Genomic DNA, 15,717 nt, shown 5'->3' on the forward strand with positions numbered 1-15,717 from the left:
TCTGCCGACTTAGCTTATAGGAGAGACCAGCGACTGGGGTTTTTCGATAAACCCTGCGCGGCTGTCTGGCACAATTTCAATCAAGTTAATCTGGGTCGGCGTGATTTCAACAATACGGCCGTCATTCAATCCAAGATAATCACCTACTTTCACACTCGCAACTGAGCCATCAGGACGTTGTACCAACGCATATCGCTGACCTTCAGGCGAAACAACGACACCGCGAAAGACCAGCTGTGATAGCTCGTACTGCTCAAGCGGCCCTTTGACCCTGGTAATATCAGGGCGTACACCATCGATAGGCGTCGTCGGCCCTTGTACATTGACCAAACTTGGGGGCAAAAACGGACTGCGCTGCGTGCTTGCGCTGTATACAAAATCTTCTACCAGCTCCGCCTTAGGTGGGGGCTCAATCGGCTGCGCTGGCTGGTTGCGTATGTCATTCATCGACTGCTGTGCCATCCCTATGCGATCGCTACAGCCCGTCATCGACAACACAACCATACTTAACGCCAGTAACGTGGGCAGTTTATTTATCATCATTGACTGTCTCCTGCAGCAGCGGCATCACCTTCAGGATTTGCTTCTTTTGAACGATAGGTTTTGGTTTGTAGTACCAGATTTAGCTCTGGCAATACATCCAAGCTCGGCTGCGGGTTACTCACCTCAAAATCATGCATCGTGATGATACGAGGTAGAGCAGCCAGTCCACTGATAAAGCTGCCAAACTGATGATACTCACCCAATGCGGCAATACGTATCGGCTGCTCAATAAAAAACTCGTTTTCAATTTCAGGCTCAACCGAGATATCCTGAAAACGAATATTACTGCCCACACCAGTCATGTTGATGCCCTCTACCAGTTCTGACACCCGTGTGTCTTTTGGTAGTTGATCAAGTAACGAGTTAAACTCAGCTTCCATCTGCACCACTTGCGCTTTATACGCTTCTAAGTGACGGGCGCGTGATTCTTTTTCACGATAACTATCAAGCAAGGTTTGCTGCTGGCTTTCGGCGGCATTGATTTCATCGATTTTGCTACTGATCGGCAGCGCCCATGATAAGGCGGCGATAAAAACAATGATAAGCCCTATCACCGTTACCTTGACGGGCAATGGCCAGCTACCATAGTTTTCGGAGTCTAACGACTCAAAACTGCGACGAAACTCTTGTAAGTCAAACTGCTTTTTTGGCTTTAGGTCTGCTTTTTTGATTTTGATTAGGCTTTTTTTGCGGCTCAGTTTCATAACGCACCTCCAAGCCCATCACCCTTGTCAGGTGTGGCCGTCTCTGACTGCACCTTTGTGGTTACCACAAACTGTACATAGCTGTCTTCTGGATAAACAGGGCGCGTCTGCTCACCTGTCTTGATGGTGTTATTTAGCGCAGGCGCTGCCTGATAAGCACTGATGTTTTGTTGAATATTGCTGACAGCAGAGTTACCCATCCATTTACTACTATCGAGATTACGAATCAGATTGGACACCACATTTGGGTTATCTGCCAGGCCGGTCAAGGTGATGACATCCCCTTCGCGCTTGAGATTATTGAGATAAAGTGCCGACGGCATTGCTTTAGCCAAATCGTCCCATAGACGTACAGGAACAGGGCGGCGACCTTGTAAGTCTTGAATCACTTGCATGCGTGAGATAATATCTTCACGGCGCTGCTCTAAGCTATCGATTTCGCTCAACACGGTGTCTAAGCGCGCGTTTTCTTGTTCAATCAAAGCATTGGCATCGAGTTGCTCTTCAAGCTCATTGTTAAAATAGCTCCACGTAGCAAATGCGGCCAACAACGTTAGTAGTGTCACAGCTACCACAAGCGTGATAAACTCTTTGTTGCGGCGTTCGCGCTCTTCGGCGCGCCAGGGTAAGAGGTTAATACGAGCCATTAGTCAAAGCTCCTTAACGCAAGACCACATGCGGCCATGAGGCTTGGGGCATCGATCGCCAGTTGCTCATTATCGATATGTGGCGCGATGGTCATATTGGTAAATGGATTGGCGATACTGACAGTCACACCCAGTTTTTGTTGCGCCATTCCAGCCAGACCGGGAATCGAGCTACTGCCCCCCGCGAGGACCACGTGATCGATATTGCTGTATTGGCTCGAAGAAAAATAGAACTGCAAAGAGCGAGTGATTTGCTGAATGGTGTTTTCGATAAACGGCGTCAATATCTCAGGATAGTAATCGTCAGGCAAGGTGCGCTCACGCTTACTCAGCGCCGCTTCCTCAGACGATAAGCCATAGCGATTTTGTATTGCCTCTGTAAGCTGAGCACCGCCAAATAGCTGTTCGCGGCTATAGATAAATTCGCCATTTTTGGCGACATATAAGGTGGTTTGATTGTGACCAATATCGACCAAGGCGACTAATTCTGGTAGCCCTGGTAAATTATCTACCATCAAGCCAAAAGCACGCTCAATGGCGTGCGACTCAATATCCATGACCTTGGTTTGCATGCCGCCGAAGGTTAAGGCATCGACGCGTTGGTCGACATTCTCCGAGCGTGAGGCCGCCAGTAGCACCTGTACCATATCGTCACTGACCAAAGAAGGGCCTAAGACTTCAAAATCCAGGTTGACGTCTTCAAGAGGATAAGGCACGTATTGATCGGCATCGAGACGTATCTGCGCTTCGCGCTCGACATCGCTGAGTGCCATGTCCATATCGATGATCTTGGTAATCACTGCTGACCCTGATACGGCTGTCGCTGCATGGGCATTAGCCACTTGACAGCGTCTGGCCAAACTGGCAATCGTATCGCCAACGGCTTCAGTATCCACGATGAGTTTATCGACGACTACGCCTTCCGGTAGTCTTTCAATGCCATAAGATTTTAAGTGGAACATGCCTTGTTGGCGCTGTATGTCAACCAACTTTACTGAGGTGGCACAAATATCCACTCCAATCAAATGTCGACTTTTGGAAGTAAATAGCCTCACAAACTCTATACCTTATATTAAGTGTACAATCTGATAGTTATTTGTAATAATTGAATACAATACTTTACTTAATAGATAGATTCAAGCATTTAAATTATATATTAAGGCTAACTTACACATTTATTATGACCTACCTATTTCGTTCAAGGTATAATGCACTACCTGTTGCAAATCATTAATTAATAAGTCTTATTATGGCCAAAAAAAATGCTACTGCTCACATTATTCACTTTTTGGTAGGGCTATTTATTGCTTGTTTAGCCTTGGCGGTCATCTTGGCAATGGCAGTTCCTATTGGCTTTTATGGCATGGCCATGTATTTATCGCCTACCCTGCCAAGTACGCAAGAGATAAAGACCGCAACACTAGAAATGCCATTGCAGATATATAGTAGTGATGACAAACTCATCGGTCAATACGGCAATCGTTTATCATTGCCGATCACTTTTGAGGAAATCCCTGAAGATTTGACTCATGCTTTTTTGGCCGCAGAAGATGCGTCTTTTTTCCAGCACAGTGGTATCAGCATTAAAGGTCTAGGTCGCGCGGTCACCGAAGTGGTGACCGATGATGATAGTCAAACAGGTGGTTCAACCATCACCATGCAGGTGGCCAAAAACTACTTTTTGAGCCCAGAGCGTACCTTAAATCGTAAACTAACTGAGCTGTTTTTAGCTCGTAAAATAGAAGACGAGCTCAGTAAAAACGACATTTTGACCCTTTATGTCAATAAGATTTATTTGGGTGAAGGCGCTTACGGCATCCGTGCGGCCGCCAAAAAATACTATAGTAAGTCACTAGACAACCTCACCATTGCAGAGATGGCAATGCTGGCAGGTCTGCCAAAAGCCCCTTCTAAGTACAATCCTGTCGCCAATCCTGAACGCGCCCTGACCCGCCGCAACTGGATCATTGGCCGTATGCATGAGCTGGGTTATATCAGTCAAGCGCAGCATGATGAAGCAGTCAACTCCCCCATCGGCATCAAGCTCTATCAAGAAAAACTCGATGTTAATATGCCTTATTTGGCAGAGATGGCACGCTCTACCTTAGTAAATCGCTACGGCGAGCAAGTCATGCATGGCGGCTGGCGCGTACGTCTGACCGTCGATAGCAAAGCGCAAACCGATGCAGAGGCCGCCGTACTCAAAGGTCTCATCGCTTATGAGCATCGCCATGGCTGGCGCGGCGCTGAAGCGAATGATGAGCCATTAGAGAACTTCCGTCGGTATAGTAACCTATCACCTGCCAAAGTGACAAAAGTAAATGCTCGTAGTTTTGAGGCCACTATCCCCTCGGGTGAGACGGTGACGGTTAACTGGTCTGGGATGAGCTGGGCGCGCAAATACATCTCTGCCGATCGTATCGGTTATTATCCAAGTAATGCCAGTCAAGTCGTCAGTAAAAACGATATTGTGCGCCTGATTCCGACAGCGAGCAACCGCTGGCAGCTGGCTCAAATTCCTGACATACAAGGCAGTCTGGTTTCATTAAACCCAGAAACAGGCGCGCTCAATGCTTTGGTCGGTGGTTTTGATTTTAATCACAGCAAGTTTAACCGAGCGCTGCAAGGCTGGCGGCAACCTGGCTCTACCATCAAGCCTCTAGTCTATACCGCAGCCCTAGAAAAGGGCTACCGCCCTGACAGTATCGTCTCAGACCGCCCTATCCAAGTTGGAGACTGGAAACCCAAAAACTCTGACGGGCGTTTTTTAGGAGACATCACCTTACGTCGCGGTTTGTATCTATCGCGCAACCTTGTCTCTATTCGTCTGTTACAGGCCATCGGTATCTCTGATACTCGTACATTATTAGACGAGTTTGGTCTCGATAAAGAAAAGCTGCCAACTACCCTATCGTTGGCATTGGGTACAGGGCAAGCGACACCGCTACAGATGGCTACCGCTTATGCAACCTTTGCCAATGGCGGTCACCGCATACAGCCTTATTTTATTGAGCAAATTTATAACTACAATAACAATCTGCTTTTTCAGGCCAACCCGCAGCAAGCCTGCGCCTCATGTTTTAATGAGCAACTAGAACGCGTCAACAAAAAACTGCTAGAAGACTATGATAACGCGCTCGAACAAGCGGCAACTGTAGATGCAGCAGCAGACTCAAAAGACCGTGATACCGAAGCAGGTACACAGAGCGATCAAAGCCGTATCTATGATGCCAGTCCGCAATCAGATCGCCTAAAAGCGCCTGCAGTACAGTACGTGATGGCCAAACAAGCACCGCGTATCTTAAAGCCTAGAGTGGCCTTTGAGATGGCAGACATATTACGTGATGTTGTACAGCATGGCACGGCAAGAAGAGCAAAAGCACTGGGACGTGATGATATCGGTGGTAAAACTGGTACCACCAACGAAGCAAAAGACGCTTGGTTTGCAGGGTTTCATCCCAGTAACGCAACCGTCGTCTGGATGGGCTTTGACCAACCATCGACCATGGGTCGGCGCGAATACGGCGGCGTGGCAGCGCTACCAGTATGGATTGACTTTATGAAAGCCCAGCTCAAAGACACCCCTTACCAATGGGTCTCTATCAATAATCGCTCAAAATCCAAAAAACAAAAACAAAAAATCATAGAAATGACGGATGATGGTATCGTTACTAGCGATGAAGACGACAATACGTCTACCGACACTGTATCAGAAAAACCTGTCAAAACCAGCACCCAGCAGCGCAAGCCGCCAGCACCTGAGCCGGTCGAAGACGAGGGCTCAGCACTAACGACGCGTTATGATAGCGTACCGCAAAATCCGCTATCGGTAACCCCGGTGGAGCGTATGCCAGCCATGCCTGAGTAGCCCTAGTATGGTTAATTCACTTTAAAACCGATACAGTGCAGCTGGTATGAGTTTTGCGCAGCATCTGTCAGCGTAAACACAGCAAGCAAGAGAAACTTATACCAGTTGCACGTTAATTTGAGACTATCGACTTTATTTTGAACTGGCTATACTTTATATAAAAGCGTGTTTGACCATGATCAAACACGCTTTTTTCTTGATGCTGTCATGTAAGGTAAGGCTAAAAAGCCGTTAAACAACAGTATGGATTAGGGTGGTTAAAACTCAACCATACCCGCACGCAGCTGATCTATCAGCTCTAAGAGCTGCTGACGCCACTCGCGGATGGTGGCTTCATCTGGCAGCCACTGATTCGATAACGTCACAACGTTGACAATAAGATCAGTCGCTTTTGCCGTATCTCTACTCGCACTTAGCGTCTCATCAATCACTGTATCTGGCGGTACCGCATACAAGCTACGCTGATACGCGCGCTCTATGTTGGCCACAAAGCCCTGCTGCTGTAACTGTTGTAAACGCTGAACTTCAGGCGATACCTGCGTGCGCGCACTTAGTGCTTGCTCGATGTCGCACAATGTCGGCGCTGTCATGTTTAAACCATAAAAATGTCCAAGCTCCTGAGTAAAAGCCAACAACGCACCATATAAATGAAAAATAGCGGTTTCACAATGAGCCTGATATAGCTGCTTATCACTACTACTGTCCGCCGCTTGGCAGGCAAGACGACAAAAATACAGCTTTTGATTGGTGCGGTCTGCTTGATACTTGGCAACACGGGTTTTACCAGCCATTGGCGATTTATCCTTCTATAAGATATAAGTGAGGGCTTATTTCCCAGTGTACTATTTTTTTGGATAACAGTACCACGTCTTTCTGACTTTTGTACGTGCACAAAAAAGCCAGCAACATAGGCTGGCTTTTTTGACAGTGATAAGACATCAAAGACAATTAATTGTCTTGATTTAGCTCTTGCGCAAAGGCTTCATCAAAGCTTGCAAAGTCTTTACTATCGGTGCTGGCCGTCATATCAAAAGCTGCGTTTAGATCTGACTCTTGCAGTTTTTGCTCTGCTTTTTCTTTACGGGCTTTGTGATAAGCAAGCCCTGTACCAGCAGGAATCAAGCGACCAACGACCACGTTTTCTTTTAGACCACGTAGCTCATCAACTTTACCTGTTACCGCAGCAGCAGTTAGGACACGAGTAGTCTCCTGGAACGACGCCGCTGAGATAAAGCTTTCTGTTGCCAGACTTGCTTTGGTGATACCAAGCAATTGACGCTCATACTGAACTGGGAACTTACCTTCAGCTTCCAGTTTAGCATTCAAGGCTATGACATCAGCGTACTCGACCTGATCGCCTTTAAAGTGATTTGAATCACCGCCATCAGTCACTTCAACTTTGCGCAACATCTGACGAATAATAACTTCGATGTGCTTATCGTTGATTTTTACACCTTGCAGACGATAGACGTCCTGTACTTCGTTGACGATATAATCAGCAAGGGCGGTTTGACCTTTTAGACGTAGGATATCGTGCGGGTTTTGCGGACCATCAGCGATGATCTCGCCGCGAGCAACGGTCTCGTTTTCGAAAACGTTGATCTGACGCCATTTCGGGATCAGCTCTTCATGTACCTCACCATCTTCATTGGTGATGATAAAGCGGTTTTTCCCTTTGGTTTCTTTACCAAAGCTGACCACACCTGTCATCTCTGCCATGATGGCATGATCTTTCGGACGACGTGCTTCAAACAAATCAGCCACACGTGGTAGACCACCGGTAATATCCTTGGTACCTGATGACGCTTGTGGTACACGGCCTAATACCGAACCTGCGGCTACCTTTTCACCGTCGCTGACGCGGATGATGGTTTCCGCTGGCAAGAAATAAACCACTTCTTTGCCTTCATCCGTATTCAAGATGATAGCAGGACGCAAATCTTTAGCCGAGCTTGAACGGTCACGAGTCGCTAAAATCTCAAACGAGCTCATACCCGTTGCATCATCGACTTTGACCGTCGCTGTCGAACCATCAATGATATCGCTAAAGCGTGCCGTACCGGCAAACTCTGTGATAATTGGGTGCGTGTGTGGATCCCATTTAGCGATGGTCTGGCCACCTTCGACTTGCTCTTCGTTTTTCACCAGAACGCTTGAACCATAAGGAACTTTATAGCGCTCACGCTCACGACCAAGCTCATCGGTCAGCGCAAGCTCTGCTGAACGCGAGACGATAACCAAGTGGCCATCAGTGTGTTCAACCGTTTTCATGTTTTCAAAATGCACTTGACCTGCATTACGTGCTGAGATGCTGTTGTCCACAGATGCTGAGCTTGCCGCCCCGCCCACGTGGAAGGTACGCATGGTCAACTGGGTACCAGGCTCACCAATTGACTGGGCTGCCATGACACCAACTGACTCACCGATATTGACTTTATGACCACGAGCCAGATCACGACCATAACACTGTGAACACACACCATGCTCAACTTCACAGGTGATCACTGAGCGTACCCAGATGTCATCAATGGCGTTGTTGTCTAGTACATTTACCCAATGCTCATCGATCAACGTACCCGCTGGAATCAAGACTTTTGACGGATCGTCATTGTACGTCACATCACGCGCGGTCACACGGCCAAGAACAAGCTCACCGAGTTTTTCGATGATCTCACCACCTTGGATGTGCGGCTTCATGAGCAAGCCTTCTTCGGTACCACAGTCTTCGCTGGTCACAACCAAATCTTGCGCCACATCGACCAAGCGACGGGTTAAGTAACCTGAGTTAGCCGTTTTTAGGGCGGTATCAGCAAGACCTTTACGCGCACCGTGCGTCGAGATAAAGTACTGTAGTACGGTTAAACCTTCGCGGAAGTTGGCTTTAATCGGTGTCTCAATGATTGAGCCATCTGGTTTTGCCATCAAACCACGCATACCAGCAAGCTGACGAATCTGCGCGGCACTACCACGAGCACCAGAGTCTGACATGATAAAGATAGAGTTAAATGATTTTTGCTCGTCTTCTTCGCCTTGGGCATTGATGACTTTATCGGTCGCCAAGTTATCCATCATCGCTTTAGCGACTTTATCGTTGGTACGCGACCAGATATCGACGACTTTGTTATAACGCTCACCTGCAGTCACAAAACCTTGCTCAAACTGATCTTCAATTTCGCGAACTTCAGCTTCAGCGGTTTCGATGATTTGTTTTTTCAGCGGCGGAATCACCATATCATCAATACCGATTGACACGCCTGATAATGTCGCTTGAGCAAAACCAAGATACATCAATTGGTCAGCAAACATGACACTTTCTTTGACGCCGACTTTACGGTAGCAAGAGTTGATCAAACGCGAGATGTTCTTTTTGGTCATCTCTTGGTTGCACTCATCAAACGACATGCCTTGTGGCATGATATTCCAGATAAGCAAACGACCAGCCACCGTTTCTTTTAGAGTGGCTTCTTTGCTTTCGTTGCCCTCTGCATCGACGTGCGTTTCTGTCACACGCACTTTGATTTTTGCGTTGACATGCAAGTCGTTTGAACCAATGGCACGCAAAGCTTCGTTGACGGTCGAAAATATCATGCCTTCGCCTTTGGCATTGATCGACGAGCGGCTAATGTAATACAGACCAAGTACAACGTCCTGTGAGGGTACGATAATTGGATCACCGTTGGCAGGCGATAGGATGTTGTTGGTTGACATCATCAATGCGCGCGATTCGAGCTGGGCTTCTAGCGTCAATGGCACGTGTACGGCCATTTGGTCACCATCAAAGTCAGCGTTAAACGCGGTACAAACCAGCGGATGCAATTGGATCGCTTTACCTTCAATAAGTACCGGCTCAAATGCCTGTAAGCCCAAACGGTGAAGCGTTGGCGCACGGTTTAGTAGGACTGGATGCTCACGGATAACCATGGCCAGCATATCCCATACTTGCGGCTCTTCACGCTCTACCATCTTTTTGGCGGCTTTAATCGTTGTGGCAAGGCCATGCGATAGTAGCTTGTTGTAAGTAAACGGCTTGAACAACTCAAGTGCCATTTTCTTTGGCAGGCCACACTGATGCAGACGCAGGGTCGGACCAACAACGATGACCGAACGACCAGAATAGTCAACACGTTTACCAAGTAAGTTTTGACGGAAACGGCCTTGCTTACCTTTGATCATATCTGCCAAAGATTTCAATGGACGCTTGTTACTACCAGTAATGGCACGACCACGGCGACCGTTATCAAGCAAGGCATCGACTGATTCTTGTAGCATACGTTTTTCGTTACGTACGATGATATCAGGCGCACTTAGCTCGAGCAGACGCTTTAGACGGTTGTTACGGTTGATAACGCGGCGATACAGATCGTTTAGATCTGATGTCGCAAAACGGCCGCCTTCTAGTGGTACCAACGGGCGCAAGTCTGGTGGCAATACTGGTAAGATATTCATTACCATCCACTCAGGCTTGTTGTTCGAGTCACGGAACGCTTCTAATAGTTTTAGGCGCTTAGACATCTTTTTGAGCTTGGTTTCAGAGCCTGTTTGCGGGATCGCTTCGCGCAGCTCATCAATCTCGATATCGATATCGATCTCTTTAAGCAGGTCTTGTACCGCTTCTGCACCCATTTTGGCGGTGAATTCGTCACCGAACTCTTCTAGAGCTTTGTAGTAGTCTTCATCATCGAGCAGTTGGTACTTCTCTAAAGAAGTCAGGCCAGGCTCAGTGACGATATAGCTCTCAAAGTATAGAACGCGTTCGATATCGCGTAGGGTCATATCGAGAAGTAGACCGATGCGGCTTGGCAGAGATTTTAAGAACCAAATGTGCGCAACAGGGCTTGCAAGGTCAATGTGACCCATACGATCACGGCGAACTTTGGCAGTGGTGACTTCTACGCCACACTTCTCACAGATAACGCCTTGGAACTTACGACGTTTGTACTTGCCGCACAAGCATTCAAAGTCTTTGACTGGGCCAAAAATTTTGGCACAAAACAGACCATCACGCTCAGGCTTAAATGTACGGTAGTTGATTGTTTCTGGTTTTTTAACTTCACCATGTGACCACGACTTAACCACATCAGGGGCGGCTAAGGTAATTTGAATACTATCAAACTCTTGATTACCGCTAGCGGTAGGGCTTTGCATGATATCGAGTAAATCTTTCAAGTTGCTTCTCCGTTATCTTTATAATCATCTAGCAGCATATTGTCGACGCCAAGTTAGATGAATGAAGGCAATGAATCGGGTTGAGACAAATCACCAAAAGCAGTCGCCATAAGCGTACTACTTTTGGTTGACAACTAGGTTAAACAGCAATCTTTCTGCTTTGGGTTTAGTTGCTTTGTTTTAACTCAATATTAATACCCAGTGATTTGATTTCTTTGGTCAGTACGTTAAATGACTCAGGCATACCTGGATCCATGTACTGCTCACCATCGACGATGTTTTTGTACATACGGGTACGGCCTTCGACGTCATCTGATTTCACTGTCAGCATCTCTTGCAATGTGTAGGTTGCGCCATACGCTTCTAGTGCCCATACTTCCATCTCACCGAATCTCTGACCACCGAACTGTGCTTTACCGCCTAGTGGCTGCTGGGTGACCAGTGAGTAAGAACCCGTTGAACGCGCGTGCATCTTGTCATCGACTAAGTGGTTAAGCTTGAGCATATACATGTAACCCACGGTCACTTTACGGTCAAACTTCTGACCGGTACGGCCATCATACAAGGTTTGCTGACCATCACGATCCATACCAGCAAGCTCTAGCAAGTCTTTGACTTGATACTCGTGAGCACCATCAAATACTGCTGTACCCATCGGCACGCCATCACGTAGATTGTCTGCTAATGCCAAGATATCATCATCAGACAAGCTGTCTAGATCGACTGACTCACCACCGACTTGGTTGTAAATCTTGTCTAAAAACTCACGTAACTCTTTGATTGCCGCTTGCGCTTTTAGCATACCGTCAATCTTTTCACCCAAGCCCTTAGCCGCCATACCTAAATGCGTCTCAAGCACCTGACCGATGTTCATACGCGATGGTACACCTAGCGGGTTCAATACGATATCAACGGTATTGCCATGCTCATCATACGGCATGTCTTCGACTGGCATGATGCGTGATACCACACCTTTGTTACCATGACGACCGGCCATTTTATCCCCTGGCTGGATACGACGTTTCACTGCCAGATAGACCTTAACGATTTTTTGGACGCCATGCTGTAAGTCATCACCAGCCGTTAATTTGCGTTTTTTCTCTGCAAATTTCACATCGATGTCTTTTTGCTTATCGACCAAGTAATCAGCGATCTGCGTGAGACGCTCAGAGACCTCTTCTTCGACTGGCTGGATATCAAGCAGCGTCTCAAGACTCATCTCTTTCATGTCAGCCAACGCCATGACTGTGCCGGCTTTTAGACCAGCGCCGCCACTGACTTTTTGACCATCAAGCAAGGTACCAATACGGCCGCGAGCCGCTTCTTCAAAGATACGTAGCTCTTCTTTTAAATCTTTACGATAGCTATCGAGCTGCGACTTCTCGATTGCTTTGGCACGCGCGTCTTTTTCGACGCCATCACGGGTAAAGACTTGTACGTCGATGACCGTACCTTTGCTTGATGTTGGCACTCGCAATGAGGTGTCTTTTACATCAGCAGCTTTTTCACCAAAGATAGCCCGTAGCAATTTCTCTTCTGGCGTGAGCTGCGTCTCGCCTTTTGGTGTGACTTTACCAACCAAGATGTCGCCTGCGTCTACTTCAGCACCGATATAAACGATACCTGCTTCATCAAGGTTTGAGAGCGCCGCTTCACCAACGTTTGGAATATCAGCAGTGATTTCCTCTGTTCCAAGCTTGGTATCACGCGCCACACAAGTCAACTCTTGAATATGAATGGTGGTAAAGCGATCTTCTTTGACGACTTTTTCAGAAAGCAAAATCGAGTCTTCGAAGTTATAACCATTCCACGGCATAAAGGCGATACGAATGTTTTGACCAAGCGCCAATTCACCCAAATCGGTTGATGGGCCATCAGCTAGAATATCCCCTGACGCGATTTCGTCGCCTTGGTTGACAATGATGCGCTGGTTGATACAAGTATTTTGGTTTGAGCGCGTGTATTTGATCAAGTTATAGATATCGATACCCGCTTCGCCTGCGACCATCTCCTCTTCGTTGACACGCACGACGATACGCGAGGCATCGACGTCTTCGATCACACCGCCACGCTTGGCGATCACACATACGCCAGAGTCACGCGCGACGTGACGCTCCATACCCGTACCCACTAACGGCTTATCCGCACGTAGCGTCGGAACCGCCTGACGCTGCATGTTTGAACCCATCAATGCACGGTTGGCATCATCATGCTCTAGGAATGGAATCAAACCTGCGGCGACCGATACTACCTGACTTGGTGACACATCCATATGCGTCACTTTTTCTGGTGGCATACGGACAAATTCACCATAACTACGCACGCTGACCATCTCATCACTTAGCTCACCATTTTCACTCACTGGCGAATCTGCTTGAGCAATGACCGTACCAACTTCTTCGATGGCTGATAGGTATTCGATCTGGTCAGTTACTTTGCCATCAACCACACGGCGATAAGGCGTTTCTAAGAAACCAAAGCTGTTGGTTTTGGCAAAGGTCGCTAGTGAGTTAATCAGACCAATGTTTGGACCTTCAGGCGTCTCAATCGGACAGACACGGCCATAATGGGTGTCATGAACGTCACGTACCTCAAAGCCTGCACGCTCACGGGTCAGACCACCTGGGCCAAGCGCGGATACACGGCGCTTATGCGTGACTTCAGACAATGGGTTGTTTTGGTCCATAAACTGTGACAACTGACTTGAGCCAAAGAACTCTTTGACAGCAGCTGCTACTGGTTTTGAGTTGATCAAATCTTGTGGTGACAAGTTGTCTGATTCAGCTGACGACAAACGCTCTTTGACAGCACGCTCTACGCGCACAAGGCCCACGCGGAACTGGTTCTCTGCCATCTCGCCCACTGAACGAATACGGCGATTACCTAAGTGATCGATATCGTCGACTTCACCGCGACCATTACGAATCTCAATCAGCTCTTTTAACACATTGATGATGTCATCATTGGTCAAAACACTACGCGCACGCTGGATATCAGCGTCGTCAGTGTCCTCAAACTCAAGACCTAAGCGACGGTTAAACTTCATACGACCGACGTTTGACAAGTCATAACGATCGGCGTTAAAGAACATGCTCTCAAACAGCTTTTCAGCGGTCTCAAGCGTTGGTGGCTCACCTGGGCGCATGACTTTGTAGATCTCAATCAATGCTTCTTCACGGCTAGAAGTGGTATCAGCACGTAGCGTATCGGCGATATAACTGCCTTGATCGATATCGTTGGTGAACAAAATACTAAACTCTTTGAGTGCATCACTGGCTTCGAACGCACTGAGTTTGACCAACAATTCATGATCGATGAGCGTATTGGCATGAGCAATCACTTCACCATTGACCACGATATCTTCAGCCAAGATGCGCTCGTATAGATATTCATCAGGCACAGCAATTTTCGTCATACCCGCTTGCTCTAACTGACGGATACGGCGAGCATTGATACGTTTGCCCTGCTCGACGATGACATCACCATCAGGTGACACGATATCGAACTGCGCCATCTCGCCGCGTAGACGATCAGCAACCAGATCAATCTCAAACTGCTCTTCACCCTTATAGACTTTTACTTTATCAAAGAACAAATCTAAGATTTCAGAGGTCGTCAAACCAAGCGCACGTAAGATAATAGACGCAAGTAACTTACGACGACGGTCAATACGAGCAAAAACTAAGTCTTTAGCATCAAACTCAAAGTCAAGCCATGAGCCGCGATAAGGGATGATACGAGCGTTGTAAAGCACCTTACCACTTGAGTGCGACTTACCTTTATCATGATCAAAGAACACACCAGGCGAGCGGTGCAACTGTGATACGATGACACGCTCAGTACCGTTGATAATAAAGGTACCGTTATCAGTCATCAGTGGCATCTCGCCCATATAGACGCTTTGCTCACGGATGTCTTTGATCGCCGCTTTACTGTCTTTGTCTTTGCTGTCTTTGTCCTTGATAATCAAACGGATCTTGACACGTATCGGTGCTGCAAACGTTGAGCCACGTAAGATACACTCACGCTCATCAAACTCAGGCTCGCCTAAGTAATATTCAACGAATTGTAGCTCTGCATTACCAGAATGACTCTCAATCGGAAAAATAGATGAAAAGGCAGCTTGCAGACCAGTATTCTCACGAGCTTTCGGCTTTTTGTGCTCTTGCAAAAATTGCTCATAAGAATCTACTTGAATAGACAGTAAATAGGGAATGTCCATTACAGTGGGCAATTCAGCAAAACTTTTGCGAATACGCTTTTTTTCAGTATAAGAATATGCCATCGAGAGTCCTTACAGTAAACGTGGAAACAAATTAAAAGCGTGGCATGCGTGCATAAATACTATGCAAACATAGCAACGTAAACGTTAATATAAAACAGGTGTTCGTGTTCAGTTTATATCTTTTGTTAATGACTACTTTACTACCAGTGTCGGCTTAGCACCCTCATCAAGTTTTGTCATCAGCATCTAGGTATTTTACCTAGACCATCCAGCCAAAACCCCATCAGCTGTCACTCATCAAAACCAATATCGTCGCTGATATCTACCGTCTACAAGCCTACATACTGACAGTACAACCATGCAAAATGAATAACCTAAGATAAACAGCTTATTAGAACTAATAATATTAGGGATAACTATAACTTTTAGAATCAGTGTAAACTATAGCGTTAATGGAAAAGCATGCAGACACAAAAAAACGCCAAACATCTCAAGACGTTTAGCTCATATCACTGATTTTAAAAACTGGCATGTGTGCTTGCATGTATATCGTCTGTCCTTTTG

Annotated in this window: 8 protein-coding genes; 1 reads left to right on the plus strand and 7 read right to left on the minus strand. The window is 47.0% G+C overall.

Going from position 1 to position 15,717, the window contains the following annotated elements; translation table 11 throughout:
• Positions 1-9 precede the first annotated feature (9 nt).
• From ACNFVB_RS11745 to ACNFVB_RS11760, 4 genes are read right to left on the minus strand one after another with little or no spacing between them, the layout of a single operon-like run.
• The gene (locus tag ACNFVB_RS11745) at positions 10-543 is read right to left on the minus strand and encodes a pilus assembly protein PilP (RefSeq protein ID WP_105244181.1); all 534 of its coding nucleotides are present in this window, start codon (positions 541-543) and stop codon (positions 10-12) included.
• On the minus strand, positions 540-1,247 hold the full coding sequence (locus ACNFVB_RS11750) for a type 4a pilus biogenesis protein PilO (RefSeq protein WP_198335261.1): 708 nt from the start codon (positions 1,245-1,247) through the stop codon (positions 540-542). Before ACNFVB_RS11750 ends, ACNFVB_RS11745 begins: the two co-directional genes overlap by 4 nt.
• Positions 1,244-1,894 (minus strand): PilN domain-containing protein, encoded by a 651-nt coding sequence (locus ACNFVB_RS11755; RefSeq protein ID WP_430737619.1) that lies wholly within the window; start codon positions 1,892-1,894, stop codon positions 1,244-1,246. Before ACNFVB_RS11755 ends, ACNFVB_RS11750 begins: the two co-directional genes overlap by 4 nt.
• A complete protein-coding gene (locus tag ACNFVB_RS11760; protein ID WP_100750080.1) occupies positions 1,894-2,949 on the minus strand; it encodes a pilus assembly protein PilM in 1,056 nt (351 codons plus the stop codon). The genes ACNFVB_RS11755 and ACNFVB_RS11760 overlap by 1 nt, the downstream gene beginning before the upstream one ends.
• Positions 2,950-3,143: 194 nt before the next feature.
• Between ACNFVB_RS11760 and ACNFVB_RS11765 the strand changes: the two genes are divergently transcribed.
• Complete coding sequence (locus ACNFVB_RS11765; protein ID WP_430737620.1) at positions 3,144-5,762, plus strand: penicillin-binding protein 1A; 2,619 nt, start codon at positions 3,144-3,146, stop codon at positions 5,760-5,762.
• Positions 5,763-6,019: 257 nt separating this feature from the next.
• Here ACNFVB_RS11765 and ACNFVB_RS11770 read toward each other — a convergent pair whose 3' ends face one another.
• From ACNFVB_RS11770 to rpoB, 3 genes are all read right to left on the minus strand, one after another.
• A complete protein-coding gene (locus ACNFVB_RS11770) occupies positions 6,020-6,553 on the minus strand; it encodes a DUF6586 family protein (RefSeq protein WP_288996061.1) in 534 nt (177 codons plus the stop codon).
• A 157-nt stretch (positions 6,554-6,710) separates the two neighbouring features.
• Entirely contained in the window at positions 6,711-10,928 is a 4,218-nt protein-coding gene (gene rpoC, locus ACNFVB_RS11775; RefSeq protein WP_430737621.1) for a DNA-directed RNA polymerase subunit beta', read from the minus strand.
• 166 nt (positions 10,929-11,094) lie between these two features.
• Positions 11,095-15,213, minus strand: a complete 4,119-nt coding sequence (rpoB, locus tag ACNFVB_RS11780) for a DNA-directed RNA polymerase subunit beta (RefSeq protein WP_289055272.1) — start codon at positions 15,211-15,213, stop codon at positions 11,095-11,097.
• Between the last annotated feature and the right edge of the window lie 504 nt (positions 15,214-15,717).

This window comes from Psychrobacter sp. VH5, from assembly GCF_050572635.1.
In the GTDB taxonomy this organism is placed as follows: domain Bacteria; phylum Pseudomonadota; class Gammaproteobacteria; order Pseudomonadales; family Moraxellaceae; genus Psychrobacter; species Psychrobacter celer.

Excerpts from the sequence above, each read along its gene's own strand:
- ACNFVB_RS11765 (WP_430737620.1), top strand. The coding sequence starts at position 3,144 with ATGGCCAAAAAAAATGCTACTGCTCACATTATTCACTTTTTGGTAGGG.
- ACNFVB_RS11750 (WP_198335261.1), bottom strand. The coding sequence starts at position 1,247 with ATGAAACTGAGCCGCAAAAAAAGCCTAATCAAAATCAAAAAAGCAGAC.
- ACNFVB_RS11770 (WP_288996061.1), bottom strand. The coding sequence starts at position 6,553 with ATGGCTGGTAAAACCCGTGTTGCCAAGTATCAAGCAGACCGCACCAAT.
- ACNFVB_RS11755 (WP_430737619.1), bottom strand. The coding sequence starts at position 1,894 with ATGGCTCGTATTAACCTCTTACCCTGGCGCGCCGAAGAGCGCGAACGC.
- rpoB (WP_289055272.1), bottom strand. The coding sequence starts at position 15,213 with ATGGCATATTCTTATACTGAAAAAAAGCGTATTCGCAAAAGTTTTGCT.
- ACNFVB_RS11745 (WP_105244181.1), bottom strand. The coding sequence starts at position 543 with ATGATGATAAATAAACTGCCCACGTTACTGGCGTTAAGTATGGTTGTG.